This is a genomic window from Streptomyces mobaraensis NBRC 13819 = DSM 40847 (assembly GCF_017916255.1).
Classification (GTDB): domain Bacteria; phylum Actinomycetota; class Actinomycetes; order Streptomycetales; family Streptomycetaceae; genus Streptomyces; species Streptomyces mobaraensis.
Map to the genome: position 1 here is coordinate 851,008 of NZ_CP072827.1, position 19,099 is coordinate 870,106.

The 19,099-nt window shown below is 76.8% G+C and carries 2 protein-coding genes and 2 pseudogenes; all 4 read right to left on the reverse strand.

The window, feature by feature from the left end; translation table 11 throughout:
- Window positions 1-128: 128 nt before the first annotated feature.
- Window positions 129-443: pseudogene (locus tag J7W19_RS33925) on the reverse strand (acyl carrier protein); the annotation flags it as partial.
- A gap of 126 nt (window positions 444-569) precedes the next feature.
- A pseudogene (locus tag J7W19_RS03235) lies at window positions 570-6,782 on the reverse strand (type I polyketide synthase); the annotation flags it as partial.
- Window positions 6,783-6,809: 27 nt separating this feature from the next.
- Entirely contained in the window at window positions 6,810-12,512 is a 5,703-nt protein-coding gene (locus J7W19_RS03240) for a type I polyketide synthase (RefSeq protein ID WP_004951565.1), read from the reverse strand.
- A gap of 23 nt (window positions 12,513-12,535) precedes the next feature.
- Entirely contained in the window at window positions 12,536-19,063 is a 6,528-nt protein-coding gene (locus J7W19_RS03245; RefSeq protein ID WP_210455269.1) for a type I polyketide synthase, read from the reverse strand.
- Window positions 19,064-19,099 lie beyond the last annotated feature (36 nt).

Here is a 19,099-nt window from a genome sequence, read left to right on the forward strand (position 1 = left end):
GTCCGCAGCAGTTCCTGGAAGGCGGCGAACTCGCCGAGTTCCCCGGCCCGCAGGGCGAGCGCGGCGAGGGTGCCGCCGTCCGCCTCCTCCTCGGCGGTGGCCTCCAGGGCGGCCAGCAGGTGGGCGGCGAGCGCCTTGAGGGTGGGGTGGTCGAAGACCAGCGAGGTGGACAGGGTGAGGCCGGTGGCCGCCTGGAGGGCGGTGCGGAGCTCGGCGGCGGCGAGCGAGTCGAAGCCCAGCTCGGGCAGGCCGACGCTCGCCTCCACGGCCTCCGTCGTGGGGTGGCCGAGCACGGCGGCGATGTGCGTCGCCGCCAACTCGGTCACGAGGCGCTCCCGTTCGCCGCCGGAGAGCGGCAGGAGGCGGTCGCGCAGCGACGGTCCTTCGGTGACGGGTTCGGCGGCCGCCGGAGCCGGGCCGCCGGTGACGGGGGTTCCCGGCATGGCGGGGGCGACGACGTCGGGCCAGTAGCGCCGCCGTTGGAAGGCGTAGGTGGGCAACGCGACGCGCCGGGCGCCGCGTTCGGCGTGGAAGCGTGCCCAGCCGGGGCCCGCCGCGCCGCGTGTCCGGGCCCGGGCGAGGGCGGTGATCAGGCTCGTCTCCTCGTCCTGCCCGCGCCGGAGCAGCGGTACGGCGGCGGCGCCGCGCCCGTCCCCGTCCGCGTCCGCCAGCGCGTCCCGGACCAGCGCCGAGAGGACACCGCCCGGGCCGAGTTCGAGGAACGTCGTCACGCCGTCGGCGGCCAGCCGCCGGACGCCGTCGTGGAAGCGCACCGGGCGGCGGATGTGCCGCACCCAGTAGTCCGGGGTGCACACCTCCTCCGCCTCCAGGATCTCTCCGGTCACGTTGGACACCAGGGTGACGCGAGGGGCGCGGTAGTCGAGCCCGGCCGCGACGGACCGGAAGGCGTCCAGCACCTCGTCCATCAGCGGCGAGTGGAAACCGCGCGTCACGCGCAGCCGCTTGGTGCGGCGGCCCCGGGCGGCGAGGAGATCGGCCACCCGTTCGACGGCCTCGCACGGGCCGGACATCACCGTCGCGCGGGGGCCGTTGACGGCCGCGATCCCCACCCGGTCGTCATCGGCCAGGGCGGCGGCCACCTCGTCCTCGGCGGCCTCGACGGCGACCATGATCCCGTCGGGTGAGGAGGCCGCCATCAGCCGGCCGCGGGCGGCGACCAGGGCACAGGCGTCCTCCAGGGAGAGCACGCCCGCCACGTGGGCGGCGGTCAGCTCGCCGATCGAGTGCCCGCCGAGCCGGTCCGGGACGACGTCCCAGCCCTCCAGCAGGCGGGCGAGCGCGACGCCCGTCGCGAACAGGGCGGGCTGGGTGTACGCGGTGTCGTCGAGCAGCGCGGCGGCGGGCGTCCCCTCCTCGGCGAACAGCACGTCCCTGAGCGGGTGTTCGAGGTGCGCGTCCAGGTGGCCGCAGACCTCGTCCAGCGCCTCCGCGTAGGCCGGGAACGCCGCGTACAGCGCGCGGCCGGCGCCCGGGCGCTGGCTGCCCTGCCCGGGGAAGAGGAAGGCCGTCCGGCCGCCGGCGGCGACGTCGCGGACGACGTGCGGCGCCGGTGTGCCGCCGGCCAGCGCGGCCAGCCCGGCGAGCAGGCCGTCGCGGTCGGCCGCGAGGACGGCGGCCCGGTGCTCCAGCGCTCCGCGCGTGGTGGCGAGGGAGTAGCCGACGTCCAGCGGCGTCAGACCGGGCCGCTCGGCGACGTGGGCGCGCAGCCGCTCGGCCTGGGCGCGCAGGGCCTGCTCGCCCCGGGCGGAGAGGACACAGGGGACGAGCGCGGGCGTGCTCCCGGGGGCTCCGGCGTCCGCCGCTTCACTCCGCGCGGGAGCGGAGGCCGCGTGTGCGGACGCGCCGCCGTCGGCCGGTGCCGACTCGGACACCACCGGCGCGGACACGTCCCGGACGGACCCGCCCTGGGCCGACGGCGAACCGTCCTCCACGGATACCCGCGCGCCCGCCGCGGACGCCGGCCCGCGCTCTGCGGGCCGCGCCTCACCCACCGCCGGTGCCGGTACGTCCCCCACGGGGGCCGACACGTCCTCGGCCGGCACCGAACCGCCGTCCGCGAGCACAAGGCCGTCCTCCCCGGACGCCGTCTCCCCCACCGCCGGCGCGACCGCGTCCCGCGCGGGCTCGGGAAGGGCCTCCCCCGCCCCCTGTTCCAGGATGACGTGCGCGTTGGTGCCGCTGATGCCGAACGACGAGACCGCCGCCCGGCGCGGGCGGCCGGGCTCCGGCCAGTCCCGTTGCTCCGTCAGCAGGGACACCGCGCCGGACGACCAGTCGACGTGCGGGGTGGGTTCGTCGGCGTGCAGGGTCCGGGGCAGGACGCCGTGTTCCATGGCCTTGATCATCTTGATGACGCCGGCCAGGCCCGCCGCGGCGGCCGTGTGGCCGATGTTGGACTTCACCGAGCCCAGCCACAGCGGACGGCCGGCGGGGCGGTCCTTGCCGTAGGCGGCGATCAGCGCCTGGGCCTCGATGGGGTCGCCGAGCGGGGTGCCGGTGCCGTGGGCGTCGACGGCGTCCACGTCCGCCGGGGACAGTCCGGCGTTGGCCAGGGCCTGGGTGATGACGCGCTGCTGGGACGGGCCGTTGGGGGCGGCGAGGCCGTTGCTGGCGCCGTCCTGGTTGGTGGCGGTGCCCCGGACCAGGGCGAGGACGGGGTGGCCGTTGCGGCGCGCGTCGGACAGCCGCTCGACGAGGAGCAGTCCGGCGCCCTCGCCCCAGGCCGTGCCGTCGGCGGCGGCCGAGAACGCCTTGCAGCGCCCGTCCGGCGCCAGCCCGCGCTGCCGGGAGAACCCGACGAACGCCTGCGGCGTGGACAGCACGGTCACCCCGCCCGCGAGGGCGAGCGTCGACTCGCCCGAACGCAGCGACTGGCAGGCCAGGTGCAGGGCCACCAGGGAGGAGGAGCAGGCGGTGTCCACCGTGACGGCCGGGCCTTCCAGGCCGAACGCGTAGGCGAGGCGGCCGGAGATGACACTGGCGGCGTTGCCCGTGAGGACGTACCCCTCCAGGCCCTCCGCCGCGCCGGCGGCCAGCGCGGTGTAGTCCTGGCCGCTGGAGCCGGTGAACACGCCGGTGCGGCTGCCGCGCAGTGACGTCGGGTCGATGCCGGCGCGTTCGAACGCCTCCCAGGCGGTCTCCAGCAGCAGCCGCTGCTGCGGGTCCATGGCCAGCGCCTCGCGGGGGCTGATGCCGAACAGCGCGGCGTCGAACCGGTCGGCGTCCTCGATGAAGCCGCCCTCGCGGGTGTAGGTGGTGCCGGGGTGGGCGGGGTCGGGATCGTAGACGGCTTCCAGGTCCCAGCCCCGGTTCTCGGGGAACGGGGTGATCGCGTCGCGCCCGTCGGCCACCAGACGCCAGAGGTCCTCGGGGCCGGCGACGCCGCCCGGGAAGCGGCAGGCCATGCCGACGACGGCGATCGGATCGTCGTCGGGCGCCGTGGTCAGGGCGGCGGGCGGGACGTCCCGCGCGTCCTCGCCGAGGAGTTCGGCGAGGATCCGGCGGCTCAGCGCCTCCGGGGTCGGGTGGTCGAAGACCACCGTCGCCGGGAGCGGCAGGCCCGTCGCCGCGCGCAGCCGGTTGCGGAGCTCCACGGCGGTGAGCGACACGAAGCCGATCTCGTTGAACGGCCTTCCGGGCTCGACCCGTACCTCCTGCCCGAGCACGGCGACGGCGTGCGCGGCCACCAAGTCGACCAGCACCCGGACCCGTTCGGCCTCGGGCAGTCCCTCCAGCCGCCGGCGCAGCGCGGACGCGGCCGTGTCGGGCTCCTCCTCTTCCCGTACCCGGGGAGCGCGTTCGGCGCGCCGGGACCACCAGGCCGACAGGGTCGGCAACAGGGCGTCCAGCCGGGCGAGTTCGTCGGGGTCGGCCAGTTCGAGGAGGGCCGCGAGCCCGTCGTGGTCCTCGTCGGCGACGGCCGTCCAGAACCGCTCCTCCAGCGGGTCCCGGTCGCCGGGTCGGGTCTCGACCCAGTAGCCGCGCCGCTGGAAGGCGTAGGTGGGCAGGTCGGCGAGGCGGCGGGTGGCGGGCGGGAAGGCCGGGGCCCAGTCCACGGCGAGGCCGCGGGTGTGCGCCTCGGCCACGGAGGTGAGGAAGCGGCGCCAGTCGCCCTCGTCGCGGCGGAGCGAGCCGACGGCGACGGCGGGCATGTCCGCGTCCTGCGCGGCCTCCTCGATGCCGACGGTGAGGACGGGGTGCGGGCTGCACTCGACGAACGCGCCCTCGCCCTGGGCGAGCAGGTCGCGGACGACGGGCGCGAAGCGGACGGTCTCGCGGAGGTTGCGGTACCAGTAGTCGGCGTCCAGCCCGGCGGTGTCGACCGTCCCGCCGGTGAGCGTGGAGTGGAAGGGGACGGTCCCGGTGCGCGGCCGGATGCCGGCCAGGTCGGCGAGGACGCGCTCGCGGACGCGCTCCACCTGGGCGGAGTGGGAGGCGTAGTCGACGGGAACGCGCCGGGCGCGGATCTCCCGCGCCTCGCAGCGGGCCAGCAGCTCCTCCAGGGCGGCGGGTTCACCGGACACGACGGTGGACTGCGGCCCGTTGACGGCGGCGACGGACGCCCGGTCGCCGAGGCCGTCCAGCAGTCCGGCGACGGCGTCCGCGCCGAGGGTGACGGCCACCATGCCGCCGCTGCCGGACAGGATCTCGCCGATGGCCCGGGAGCGCAGCGCGGCCACCCGGGCGCCGTCCTCCAGCGACAGGCCGCCCGCGACGCAGGCGGCGGCGATCTCGCCCTGCGAGTGCCCGACGACGCCGACGGGCTCCACGCCCATCGACCGCCACAGCGCCGCGAGCGACACCATCACGGCCCACAGCACCGGCTGGACGACGTCGACGCGCTCCAGCCCGGGGGCGCCGGGCGTGCCGCGCAGGACGTCGGTCAACGACCAGTCCACGTACGGTTTCAGGGCCCGCTCGCACGCCTCGGCGCTCTCCCGGAAGACCGTGCTGGTGTCGAGGAGGCCGACGGCCATGCCGGCCCACTGGGAGCCCTGGCCGGGGAAGACGAAGACCGCGCCGTCGTGGGTGGCGGCGGCCTCGCCGGTGACCAGGCCGGGCGCGGCACCGGAGGCCGCCAGTTCCCGTACGCCTGCGCCGAGTTCGCCGGGTCCGCCGACGACGACGGCCCGCTGGGCGAAGGCGGTCCGCCCGGTGGCGAGCGTCCAGCCGACGGCCGCCGGGTCGGCGTCCGGCCGGGAGTCGAGGTGCGTGGCGAGGCGTTCGGCCTGGGCGCGCAGGGCGCCCGCGCTCTTGGCGGACAGCGGCCAGGGCAGCACCTCCACGACCTCGGCGGGCGTGGCCGGCTCCTCCTCCGGCGCCTGTTCGAGGATGACGTGGGCGTTGGTGCCGCTGACGCCGAAGGAGGATACGCCGGCCCGCCGGGGGCGGCCGGTGTCCGGCCACTCCCGCCGCTCGGTGAGCAGCTCGACGGCGCCGGCCGACCAGTCGACGTGCGGGGTCGGCTCGTCGACGTGCAGGGTGCGCGGGAGGACGCCGTGTCGCAGCGCCAGCACGGTCTTGATGACGCCGGCGACGCCCGCCGCGGCCTGCGTGTGGCCGATGTTGGACTTCAACGAGCCGAGCAGCAGCGGCTGTTCGGCAGGACGGTCCTGCCCGTACGTGGCCAGGAGCGCCTGCGCCTCGATGGGGTCGCCGAGCCGGGTGCCCGTCCCGTGCGCCTCGACGGCGTCCACGTCGCGGGCGGAGAGCCGGGCGTCGGCGAGCGCCTGCCAGATGACCCGCTGCTGGGACGGGCCGTTGGGCGCGGTGAGCCCGTTGGAGGCGCCGTCCTGGTTGACGGCGGACCCGCGGACGACGGCGAGCACCGGATGCCCGTTGCGGCGCGCGTCGGAGAGCCGTTCGAGGACGAGCATGCCGACGCCCTCGCCCCAGCCGGTGCCGTCGGCCGAGGCGGCGAACGCCTTGCACCGGCCGTCGGGGGCCATCCCCCGTTGCCGGCTGAACTCGACGAACATGCCCGGCGACGCCATGACCGCCGCGCCGCCGGCCAGCGCCACCGTGGACTCGCCGCGCCGCAGCGACTGGCAGGCCAGGTGCAGGGTCACCAGCGACGAGGAGCAGGCGGTGTCGACGGTGACGGCGGGGCCCTCCAGGCCGAGGACGTACGACAGCCGGCCGGAGAGGACGCTGGCCGCGCTGCCGGAGAGCAGGTAGCCCTCGAAGTTCTCGGTGGCGCGCTGGAGGAGGGCGCCGTACTCCTGGTGGCCGGTGCCGACGAAGACTCCGGCGCGGCTGCCGCGCAGCGTCTCCGGGTCGATCCCGGCCCGTTCCAGCGCCTCCCACGAGGTCTCCAGCAGCAGCCGCTGCTGCGGGTCCATGGCCAGCGCCTCGCGCGGGCCGATGCCGAAGAACCCGGCGTCGAAGCGGTCGGCGCCGCGCAGGAAGCCGCCCTCGCGGGCGTAGCAGGTGCCCGGGTGGTCGGGGTCCGGGTGGTAGAGCGCGTCGAGGTCCCAGCCGCGGTCGGCGGGGAACGGCTCGACGGCGTCCCGTCCCTCGTCGACCAGCCGCCACAGCTCCTCGGGGCTGCCGACGCCGCCCGGGAAGCGGCAGGCCATGCCGACGACGGCGATCGGCTCGCCCGCGACGGCCTCCATCTCCTCCAGCCGGCGCCGGGTCTCGCCCAGGTCGGCGGTGACGCGCTTGAGGTAGTAGCGCAGTTTGTCCTCGGTGCGCTGCGGCGCGCCTCCGCCGCTCGCGGCGGTCTTCTCCTCGGTCCCCATGGACGCAACACCCTTCACAGTTTCGACGGCACGGTTCCCGAGCGGTCAGGAAATCCCGAGTTCCTTCTCGATGTAGTCGAAGACCTCGTCGTCGTCGGCGGCGGAGAGGTCGGTGCCGGACGCCGGTTCGTCGTCGGCCGGGACCGGCCGGTCGTCGTCCCAGCGGGCGGCGACGGCCCGCAGCCGGGTGGCGACCCGGACCCGGTCCGGGTCGTCCGCCGGCAGTGCGGCGAGGGCCGCCTCCAGCCGGTCGAGGTCGTCGAGGACGGACCGGGCGGCGGGGGCGTCCCCGTCCGGCAGCGCCTCGCGGAGGTGCCGGGCCAGGGCGGCGGCCGTCGGGTAGTCGAAGACGAGGGTGGCGGAGAGCCGGGTGCCGGTGGCGGCGGTGAGCCGGTTGCGGAGTTCGACGGCGGTCAGCGAGTCGAAGCCCAGGTCCTCGAACGGCTGGTCGGGGGCGACCGCGGCGGCTCCCGCGTGACCGAGCACCTGGGCGGCCTGGGTGCGGACCAGGTCGAGCAGGACCCGGTCGCGGCCCGCGGCGTCCAGCCCGGCGAGGCGCCGCCGCAGGTCCCCGGCGGCGTCCGGCCCGGCGGCGCGGACCGCTTGGGCGGGCGGCGGGACCAAGCCGTGGAACAGCGGCGGCAGTTGGGCCGAGGCGGCGCGCAGGGCGGCGGTCTCCAGCCGGACGGGCAGCAGCACCGGGCGGTCCGCGGCGAGGGCGGCGTCGAAGAGGGCCAGTCCCTCGTCGGCGGAGAGCGGCAGGACGCCGGAGCGGCGCATCCGCCGCCGGCCGGCCTCGTCGAGCGCGTCGGCCATGCCGCCGGTGCCCTCCCAGGGCCCCCAGGCCAGGGAGAGGGCGGGCAGCCCGGCGGCGGCCCGGTGCGCGGCGAGGGCGTCGAGGTACGCGTTGGCCGCCGCGTAACTCCCCTGCCCGGCGCCGCCGAGGGTGGCGGTGGCGGAGGAGAACAGCACGAACGCGGCGAGCGGCAGGTCCCGGGTGAGCTCGTGCAGGTGGTGGGCGGCGTCGGCCTTGGGCGCGAGGACGGCGGCGGCGCGTTCGGCGGTGAGGGCGGGGACGACGGCGTCGTCGACCACGCCGGCCGCGTGCACGACGGCGGTCAGCGGACGGTCCGCGGGCACGGCGGCGAGCGCGGCGGCCAGGGCCGTACGGTCGGACACGTCGCAGGCCCGGACGTCGACGTGGGCGCCTCGCTCCTTCAGGTCGGTGACCAGTTCCCCGGCCCCTTCGGCGGCCGGCCCCTGCCTGCCGAGCAGCAACAGGTGCCGGACACCGTGCCGTTCGACCAGGTGCCGGGCGACGAGCGCACCGAGGGCGCCGGTGCCGCCCGTGACGAGGACGGTGCCGTCGGGGCCGAGCACGGGCGGTACGGCGTCGGCCGGGAGCCGGGCCGGCGCCAGCCGGAGGACGCGCACGGCACCGTCGCGCAGGGCGAGTTGGGGCTCGCCCGCGAGGAGTGCCGTCAGCAGCTCCGGTGTCGCGTCGGTGTCCGGCGGGAGGTCGGCCAGGACGAACCGGCCCGGGTTCTCGGCCTGCGCGGCGCCCACCAGGCCCCAGACCGCGGCCAGTTCGGGGTGTGGGACGGACTCGCCGGGGCCGGTGGCCACGGCACCGCGGGTGAGGACGGCGAGGACGGACGACGCGGTGCGCTCGTCGGCGAGCCAGCGCTGGAGCAGGTCCAGCGTCTCGGCGACGGTCTCGCGGACGGGACGGCCGGGCGCCGGGGCGACCAGCGCGACGTCGGGCACGCCGGCGGCCCCGAGGAGCGGGTCGTCGGCGGGCAGGGTTTCGGCGGCGGCACCCCCTATCGACAGCCCGGGCGCCGGGCCCGGCACTCCGGCATCGGCGGCATCCGCGACGAGCCGGTCGTCAGCGGGCAGGACCTCGGCGGCGGCATCTCCCGCCCGTCGCCCCGGCGCCGGGACGACCGGCGCCGCACCGGGCACGCCGGCACCGGCCTCGTACCCGACGAGCCGGTCACCGGCCGGCAGGGCTCCGGGGAGGCCCGGCACGCCGTCGCCGAGCAGCGCCCAGGTGCGGGCCCGGGTCTCCGGCTCGGCGTCGGGGGCGGCGGTCCAGCGGAGCTCGTGGAGGGTCTCGTCCCGGCGGGCGGCCTGGAGTTGGCCGAGGGAGACCGGGCGGGCCTGGAGGGAGTCGGCGGTGAGGACGGGGGTGCCGTCGGCGTCGGCCACGGTGAGCCGCATGGCGTCCGGCCCGGCGGGGGCGAGGTGGACGCGGAGCGCGGTGGCGCCGGTCGTGTGCAGGCCGACGCGGTTCCAGCAGAAGGGCAGCCGGACGGTGTCGCCGGTGTTGCCGACGAGCCCGGCGTGCAGGGCCGCGTCCAGCAGCGCGGGGTGCACCCCGTAGCCGGCCGCGTCGGTGCGGGCCGCCTCGGGGAGGGCCACCTCGCCGAACACCTCGTCGCCGGACCGCCAGAGCGCGGTCAGGCCGCGGAAGGTGGGGCCGTAGGCGAAGCCGTCGGCGACCACGGACGGGTAGAAGTCGGTGAGGTCGACGGGGACGGCGTCCGCCGGGAGCCAGTCGCCGGACAGGTCGCGGGCGGGCTCGGGGGTGCCGGGGGCGACGGTGCCGTGGGCGTGCCGGGTCCACTCGGCGCCGTCGTCGGGCCGCGAGTGGACGGCCACGGCGCGCCGGCCGTCGGCGTCGGGGGCGCCGACGGTGAGCTGGACGTCGGCCGGGCGGGTGCCGGTGAGGATCAGCGGCGCCTCCTGGTTCAGCTCCTCGACCGTGCCGCAGCCGACGCGGCGGGCGGCGTCCAGGACGAGGTCGAGGTAGGCGGTGCCGGGGACGATGACGGTGCCGAGGACGACGTGGTCGGCGATCCACGGGTGGCTGCGGGTGGAGATCCGGCCGGTGAGGACGAGCCGGTCGTCGTCGGCCGGCCGTACGGCGGCGGTGAGCAGCGGGTGTCCGGCGGCGTCGAGGCCGAGCGCGGCGGGTCCCGCCGGGCCGTCGCCGGCGTCGGCGGGCCGCAGCCAGTGGCGTTCGCCCTGGAACGCGTAGGTGGGCAGGTCCAGGTGCGGGGTGGGTCCGGCGGGCAGGGCGGCGGCGAGGCCGGTGCGGGCGCCGCGCGCCCAGGCGTGGGCGAAGGCGGTGCGGACGGTCTCGGGCTCGGGCCGGTCCCGGCGCAGCAGGGGGACGGCGGTGAGGTCGCCGCCGTCCTCGGCCGCGGTGTCCTGGGCGAGGGCGGACAGCACACCGGCGGGGCCGAGTTCGAGGCAGGTGCGCACGCCCTGGGCGAGGAGGCGGCGGACGCCGTCGCGGAACCGGATGGTGTCGCGGACGTGCCGCACCCAGTAGCCGGGGTCGCGGGCCTCGTCGGCGGTGAGGGTGCGGCCGGTGAGGTCGGAGACGAGCGGGAGGGCGGGCGCATGGAGGGTGACGCGGTCGAGGACGGCGCGGAAGCCGTCCAGCATGCCGTCCATGCGCGGGGAGTGGAAGGCGTGGCTGACGTCGAGGCGCTTGGTGCGGCGGCCGTCGGCGGCGAACCGTCCGGCGATCTCGCGGACGGTGTCCTCGTCGCCGGAGACGACGACGGCGCGGGGGCCGTTGACGGCGGCGACGGCCGCGAGGTGGGCGCGGTCCGCCAGCAGCGGCAGTACCTCCTCCTCGTCCGCCTGGACGGCCGTCATGCCGCCGCCGCTGGGCAAGCGGGCCATGAGGCGGCCGCGGGCGGCGACGACGGTCGCCGCGTCCTCCAGGGAGAACACCCCGGCGGCGTGCGCGGCGGCCAGTTCGCCGATGGAGTGCCCGAGGAGGGCGTCCGGGCGCAGCTCCCACGCTTCCAGGAGCCGGAAGAGGGCGGTTTCCAGGGCGAACAGGGTGGTCTGGGCGTGCAGGGTGCCCTTGAGGAGGGCGGGGTCGCCGGTGCCGAGGACGAGGGCGCGGGTCTCGGCGCCGAGGCCGTCGCCCAGGGCCTCGCACACGTCGTCGAGGGCACGGGCGAACGCCGGGTGACCTGCGTGAAGTTCGGCACCGGCGCCGGCGCGCTGGGCGCCCTGGCCGGTGAAGAGGAACGCGGTCTTGCCGGCGCGCCGGACGGTGTCGCGGACCAGGCGGGGCGCGGAGACGCCGTCGCGCAGCGCGTCGAGGCCGGTCAGCAGGTCGTCGCGGGTGGTGCCGGTGACGGTGGCGCGGTGCTCCAGGGCGGCGCGGGAGCGGACGAGGACGCGGGCGAGGTCGCCGGGGCGCCAGTCGGGGTGGGTGCGGACGGCGTCGGCCAGCCGGGCGGCCTGGGCGCGCAGCGCCTCGGGGCTCCGGGCGGACACGGCCCACAGCAAGGGGCCTTCCCCGTCCGGCAGTTCCTCTGCGGAGGACGGGCCGTCGCCCTGTTCGAGGACGACGTGGGCGTTGGTGCCGCTGATGCCGAACGACGAGACGGCGGCGCGGCGCGGGCGTCCTGTCTCGGGCCAGTCGACCGGTTCGGTGAGCAGGGAGACGGCGCCGGAGGACCAGTCGACGTGTGGGGTGGGCGCGTCGACGTGCAGGGTGCGCGGGAGGGTGCCGTGGCGCATGGCGAGAACGGTCTTGATGACGCCGGCGACACCGGCGGCGAGCTGGGTGTGGCCGATGTTGGACTTCACCGAACCCAGCCACAACGGCCGGTCGGCGGGCCGCCCTTGGCCGTAGGTGGCGAGCAGCGCCTGGGCCTCGATGGGGTCGCCGAGGGAGGTACCGGTGCCGTGCGCCTCGACGGCGTCGACCTGGTCGGGGGTGAGCCCGGCGTCGGCGAGGGCCTCGCGGACGACCCGCTGCTGGGAGGGGCCGCTGGGGGCGGTGAGCCCGTTGGAGGCGCCGTCCTGGTTGACGGCGGAGCCGCGGACGACGGCGAGGACGGGGTGGCCGTTGCGGCGCGCGTCGGAGAGCCGTTCGAGCAGCAGGACGCCGCCGCCCTCGCCCCACGCGGTGCCGTCGGCGCCGGCGGCGAACGCCTTGCACCGGCCGTCGGGAGCGAGCCCGCGCTGCCGGCTGAACTCGACGAACATGCGCGGCTCGGCCATCACGGCCATCCCGCCGGCCAGGGCGAGGGTGGACTCGCCGCGCCGCAGCGACTGGCAGGCCAGGTGCAGTGCGACCAGCGACGACGAGCAGGCGGTGTCGACGGTGACGGCCGGGCCCTCCAGGCCGAGGACGTAGGCGAGCCGCCCGGAGGCGACGCTGACGGTGGTGCCGGTCAGCAGGTAGCCCTCGGCGCCGTCGGAGCCCTGCCGGGCGCCGGTGGCGTAGCCGAGCGGCGCGGTGCCGACGAAGACGCCGGTGCGGCTGCCGCGGACGGACTCCGGGTCGATGCCGGCCCGTTCGAACGCCTCCCAGGCGGTCTCCAGCAGCAGCCGCTGCTGCGGGTCCATGGCGACGGCCTCGCGGGGACTGATGCCGAAGAACGCGGCGTCGAACCGGTCCGCGTCGCGGACGAACGCGCCGTGCCGCACATAGCTCTTGCCCACCCGGTCGGGGTCGGGGTCGTACAGCTCGTCGGTGTCCCAGCCGCGGTCCTCGGGGAACGGGCCGACGGCGTCGGTGCCGTCGGCGAGGAGCCGCCAGAAGTCCTCGGGGGAGCGTACGTCCCCGGGGAAGCGGCAGGCCATGCCGACGATCGCGACGGGTTCGCGCGCGGCGTCGGCGAGCCGCTGGTTCTCCTGCTTGAGCCGGGTCGCCTCCTTGACGGACGCGCGCAGCGCTTCCAGGACCTTCTCGTACGTTGCAGCCATCGTGGTTCTCCGCCGTCCGGGCGCTATCGGATGTCCGTCATGTCCAGGGCCATGTCCACCAGACTGTCGGCGTCCATGGTGTCGATCGATTCGGTGTCGGCCGCCTCCGGGCCACCGCCGTCGGGCGGCAACTCGCCTGTTTCGGCGGCGAGTCGGAGGAGCGGGTCGAGGAGTCCGGCCGCCCGGAGGCGGGCGACGGGGATGCCGGCGAGCAGCGCGCGCACGTCGGTCCCGTCGTCCGCGCCGGACGCGCCGGCGGTGCCGGTCGTGCCGCCGTGCGCGTCGCCGCCGTCGGGCAGCAGCAGGGCCCGCAGGTGGGCGGCGAGGTCGGCGGGGGTCGGGTGGTCGAAGACGAGGGTGGCCGGGAGCCGGAGGCCGGTGGCGGCGTTCAGGCGGTTGCGCAGTTCGACGGAGGTGAGGGAGTCGAAGCCGAGCGCCTTGAAGGGCTGCCGGTCGTGCACGTCCTCGCCCGAGGCGTGCCCGAGGACGGTCGCCGCGTGGCCGCGGACCAGGTCCAGCAGGGCGCCGTCGCGCTCTGCGGCGGGCAGGGCGGCCAGCCGCGCCCGGAGGGCGTCCCGCCCCTCCCCCGGCCCGGTCTCGGCGGTCCGCCGGGCGGGGCCGCCGGCGAGGGCGCGCAGCAGCGACGGGACGCCTCCGGGCCCGGCGGCGGCGCGCAGGGCCGTGGTGTCGAGCCGCAGGGCGACGGGCAGCGGCCGGTCGCCGGCGAGGGCGGCGGCGAACAGGTCGAGGCCCTCGGCGTCGGTGAGCGGGGCGACGCCGGAGCGCCGCATCCGGGTGTGGTCCGCGGCGTCCAGGTGGCCGGTCATGCCGCTGGCGGTCTCCCACAGGCCCCAGGCGACGGACAGGCCGGGCAGGCCGTCGGCCCGCCGCCGCCGGGCGAGCGCGTCGAGGAACGCGTTGGCGGCGGCGTAGTTGCCCTGGCCCGGGCCGCCGAGGGTGGCGGCGGCCGACGAGAACAGGACGAACGCGCCGAGCGGGGTGTCCCGGGTGAGCTCGTGGAGGTTCCAGGCGGCCCGCACCTTGGGACGCAGGACGGCGTCGACCTGCGCGGGGGTGAGAGCGGTGATCACGGCGTCGTCGAGGACCCCGGCGGCGTGCACGACGCCGGTGAGCGGGCGGTCGGCGGGGATCGCGGCGAGTACGGCGGCCAGCGCGTCCCGGTCGGCGGCGTCACAGGCGGCGACCGTGGCCTCCGCGCCCGACGCACGCAGTTCTTCGACCAGTTCGGCGACTCCGGGGGCGTCGGCGCCCCGCCGTCCGAGCAGCAGCAGGTGCCGCACGCCGTGCCGGGCGGCGAGGTCGCGGGCGACGAGCCCGCCGAGGACGCCGGTGCCGCCGGTGATCAGGACGGTGCCGGCCGGGTCGAGGGCGTCCGGCATGGTGAGGACGACCTTGCCGGTGTGCCGGGCCCGGCTCATGAAGCGGAACGCCTCGGGGGCCCGGCGAACGTCCCAGGTGGCCGCCGGGAGCGGCCGGAGCACGCCCCGCTCGAACAGCTCCATCAGCTCGCCGATCATCGCGCCGATGCGCTCGTGCCCGGCGTCGATCAGGTCGAAGTACCGGTAGGTGGCGCCCGGGTGGGCGGCCTCCTCGGTCTCCGCGTCGCGGATGTCGGTCTTGCCCATCTCGACGAACCGGCCGCCGGGTGCGAGGAGCCGCAGGGAGGCGTCGACGTACTCGTGGGCGAGGGAGTTGAGGACGACGTCCACGCCGCGCCCGCCGGTCGCCGTCCGGAAGGCCGCCTCGAAGTCCAGGTCGCGGGAGGAGGCGATCCGCTCGTCGGGCACGCCGAGGGCGCGCAGCGTGTCCCACTTGGCGGGGCTCGCGGTGGCGTACACCTCGGCGCCGAGGTGGCGGGCGATCTGGAGGGCGGCGATCCCGACGCCGCCGGTGGCCGCGTGCACGAGGAGGGTCTCGCCGGGGCGGACCGCGGCGAGGTCGACCAGTCCGTACCAGGCGGTGAGGAACGCGATGGGGACGGTGGCGGCCTCGGTGTACGTCCAGCCGTCGGGCATCCGGGCCAGCAGCCGCCGGTCGACGACGGCGTGCGGCCCGAACGCGCCGGGCACCATGCCGAACACCCGGTCGCCGGGCGCGAACTCGGTGACGTCGGGGCCGGTCTCCAGGACGACACCGGCGGCCTCGCCGCCCATGACGTCCTGGTCGACCATGCCGAGCCCGAGGACGACGTCGCGGAAGTTCATGCCGGCGGCGCGGACGGCGATCCGCACCTGGCCCGGCCCGGGCGGTCCGGCCGCCTCGGGGGCGGGGACGAGGGCGAGGTTCTCCAGGGTGCCCTTGCTGGTGACGTCGAGCCGCCAACCGGACCCGTCGCGCGGGGGCTCCAACGACCGTCCGGCGGCGGACCGGGCGAGCCTGGGAACAAGCAACTCACCCTTGCGGAGCGCGGCTTCGGGCTCGTCGGAGGCGAGGGCGGCGGGCAGGGCGTCCCGTGAGCCGGGCAGCCCGTCGACGTCCAGCAGCGCGAACCGGCCCGGGTGCTCGGTGCGGGCGGAGCGGACCATGCCCCAGACGGCAGCGTGCGCGAGGTCGTGGACGGTCTCCCCGGGCGCGGCGGGGACGGCGCCGGAGGTGACGAGGACCAGCCGCGAGGAGGCGCAGCGCTCCTCGTTCAGCCAGTCGCGCAGCAGGATCAGGAGGCGGTGCGTCACGGCCGCGGCGGCCTCGTCGGCGGGGGCGCCGGCGGTGTCGAAGCGGCAGGGGACGACGACGGTGCCGGGGACGGCCGGGGCGGCGGCGAGCGCCGCGAGGTCGGCGTGGACGGGCACGCCGGGGTGTCCGGCGGCCAGACCGAGGACGTCCTCGCCCAGCACGGCCCAGTCCGACTCGCCGTCGGTCAGGGGGGTTTCGCTCCACTCGACGTGGAAGAGGGCGTCGTGGTGCCGCGCGGTGCGGGCGGACTCCAGCTGGTCGCGGGTGAAGCTCCGGCTGACCAGGGACGCGACGGTGACGACGGGGGCGCCGGAGCCGTCGGCCGCGTGGAGGGTCAGGCCGTCGTCACCGGCGGGCGCGAGGTGGACGCGGAGCGCGGTGGCGCCGGTGGCGTGCACGGTGACGCCGGTCCAGGCGAACGGCAGCCGCACGTCGCCCGTGGAGCGGGCGGCGGCGGGGTGCAGGGCCGCGTCGAGGAGGGCCGGGTGCAGGGCGAACGCCCCTGCGGCGGCGTGCTGTTCGCGGGGCAGGCGGACCTCGGCGTAGAGGTCGTCGCCGCGTTCCCAGAGGGCGTGCAGCCCCTGGAAGGCCGGACCGTAGCCGAGGCCGTCGTCGGCCAGGCGCTCGTACAGCGTGTCGACGGGTACGGGGGTGGCGCCCGGGGGCGGCCAGGCGGCCAGGTCCCACGCCGGGGCGGCGGCCGTGCCGGGGGCGAGGAAACCGGTGGCGTGGGTGGTCCAGGCGGCGTCGGGGGCGGCGTCCTCCGGACGGGAGTGCAGGGTGAGCGGCCTGCGGCCGTCCTCGTCGGCGGCTCCCACGGAGAGCTGGACATGGACGCCGCCGCGCTCGGGCAGGACGAGCGGCGCCTGGAGCGTCAGTTCCTCCAGTACTCCATGAGCCGTCAGGTCCGCCGCACTGACGGCCAGTTCGGCCAGCGCGGCGCCGGGGACGAGGGTCGTGCCCCAGACGGCGTGGTCGGCGAGCCAGGAGTGGGTGTCGAGGGATATCCGTCCGGTGAGCAGCAGCCCGTCCCCGCCGGCCACCGGCACGGCCGCGCCGAGCAGCGGGTGCCCGGTGGCGCGCAGGCCGACGGCGGTGACGTCGCCGGTGATGCCGTCGCCCTCCAGCCAGTAGCGCTCGCGCTGGAAGGCGTAGGTGGGGAGGTCGACGCGGTGCCGGGCGCCGGCGGGGAAGACGGTGGTCCAGTCGACCGCCACACCCTGGGTGTACGCCTCGGCGAGGGAGGTGAGGAAGCGGCGCCGGCCGCCCTCGTCGCGGCGCAGCGAGCCGACGACCACGGCCGGGACGTCGGCGTCCTGCGCGGTCTCCTCGATCCCGACGGTGAGGACGGGGTGGGCGCTGCACTCGACGAACGCCCGGTGCCCGGCGGCCAGCAGGCCGTCGATGACGGACCGGAAGCGGACGGTGTTGCGGAGGTTGCGGTACCAGTAGTCCGCGTCCAGACCGGCGGTGTCGAAGACGTCGCCGGTGAGGGTGGAGTGGAAGGGGACCGTTCCGGAGCGGGGGCGGAGGTCCGCCAGCTCGCGCTGGATGCGCTCCCGGATGCGCTCGACGTGCGCGGAGTGCGAGGCGTAGTCGACCGGTACGCGACGGGCCCGGATCTCCCGGTCCTCGCAGTGCGCCAGCAGTTCGTCCAGCGCGCCCGCGTCCCCGCAGACGACGGTCGAGCGGGGGCCGTTGAGGGCGGCGACGGAGATCCGTCCCTCCCAGCGTCCGGCCAGTTCCTCCGCCTGCTCGGCGGGCAGGGCGACGGAGACCATCCCGCCCTCCCCCGCGATCTCCAGCAGCGCCCGGGAACGCAGGGCGACGACACGACCGCCGTCCTCCAGCGACAGCCCCCCGGCGACGCACGCGGCGGCGATCTCACCCTGCGAATGCCCCACCACGGCGACGGGCTCCACACCGGCCGACCGCCACAGCGCGGCCAGCGACACCATCACCGCCCACAGCACCGGCTGCACCACATCCACGCGATCCAGCCCCGGAGCACCCGGCACCTGCCGCAGCACACCGGTCAACGACCAATCCACGAACGGCGCCAAAGCCCGCTCACACTCGGCGATCCGCCCGGCGAACACCTCCGAGGAATCCAGCAGCTCCACGGCCATCCCGGCCCACTGCGACCCCTGCCCCGGGAACACGAACACCGGACCGTCGGACTCGACGACCGAGGCCACCCCGCATACGACTCCGGGAGCGGACCCGCCGTCGGCCAACGCGCGGACGCCGTCCAGCAGTTCGCCGCGACCATCACCGATCACCACCGCCCGGTGCTCGAAGGAGGACCGTCCCGACGCCAGCGACCAGCCCACCCGTGCCGGGTCGGCGTCCCCGACGGCGTCGGCGAGCCGTGCCGCCTGCGCCCGCAGGGCGTCGGGGGTACGGGCGGAGACCACCCACGGCAGGACGCCCGCGCCGGCCTCGGGCGCGGCGGCGGGCTCGTCCTCCGGCGCCTGCTCCAGGATGACGTGGGCGTTGGTGCCGCTGACACCGAAGGAGGAGACGCCGGCCCGGCGCGGCCGGCCGGTCTCGGGCCAGTCGCGGCGCTCGGTGAGCAGCTCGACGGCGCCGGAGGACCAGTCGACGTGCGGCGTCCGCTCCTCGGCGTGCAGGGTCTGCGGCAGCACGCCGTGGCGCAGGGCCATCACCGTCTTGATGACCCCGGCGGCTCCGGCGGCGGCCTGCGTGTGCCCGATGTTGGACTTGAGCGAGCCCAGCCACAGCGGCCGGTCCGCCGGGCGGCCCTTGCCGTAGGTGGCGAGGAGCGCCTGGGCCTCGATCGGGTCGCCGAGCTTCGTCCCCGTGCCGTGCGCCTCCACGGCGTCCACGTCGGCGGCGGTGAGGCCGGCGTCCTCCAGGGCGCGGCGGATGACGCGCTGCTGGGCCGGGCCGTTGGGGGCGGCGAGCGCGCTGCTGGCGCCGTCCTGGTTGACGGCGGAGCCGCGCAGCACGGCGAGGACGGGATGGCCGTTGCGGCGGGCGTCGGACAGCCGCTCGACCAGCAGCATGGCGACGCCCTCGCCCCACGCGGTGCCGTCGGCGCCGGCCGCGAAGGACTTGCACCGGCCGTCCGGGGCCAGCCCGCGCTGCCGGCTGAACTCGACGAAGGTGTTGGGCGTGACCATCACCGTGACACCGCCGGCCAGGGCGAGGGTGCAGTCGCCGCGGCGCAGCGCCTGCGCGGCGAGGTGCAGGGTGACGAGCGACGAGGAGCAGGCCGTGTCGACCGTGACGGCCGGGCCCTCGAAACCGAAGGTGTAGGCGATCCGGCCGGAGGCGACGCTGCCGGAGGTGCCGCTGCCGAGGAACCCGGCGACCGCCTCGGGCACCTCGATGCCGCGGTTGCCGTACTCGTGGTACATGAGCCCGGCGTAGACGCCGACGCGTTCGCCGCGCAGGCGGCGCGGGTCCACGCCGGCCCGTTCGACGGCCTCCCAGGCGGCTTCCAGCAGCAGCCGCTGCTGCGGGTCCATGGCGACGGCCTCGCGCGGGCTGATGCCGAAGAAGGCCGGGTCGAAGCCGTCGGCTCCCTCGATGAACCCGCCCTCGCGGACGTAGGTGGTGCCGGGGCGACCGGACTCGGGGTCGGGGTCGTAGAGGTCGTCGATCCGCCAGCCCCGGTCGGCGGGCGGCGCGCCGATGGCGTCACCGCCCTTGACCACCAACTGCCACAGCTCCTCGGGGGAGTTCACGCCGCCGGGCAGCCGGCAGCTCATGCCGACGATGGCGACGGGCTCGTGGCCGCCGTCCTCCAGCTCCTTGACGCGGCGGCGGGACTCCTTGAGTTCGGCGGTCGCCCACCGCAGGTGTTCGCGCAGCTTCTCTTCGTTGCTCACTTCGAGCCAGCTCCTCGGGGGGTGTGCGGTCCGGTG

Coding starts and splice junctions, on each gene's coding strand:
- J7W19_RS03240 (WP_004951565.1), bottom strand. CDS start 12,512: ATGGCTGCAACGTACGAGAAGGTCCTGGAAGCGCTGCGCGCGTCCGTC.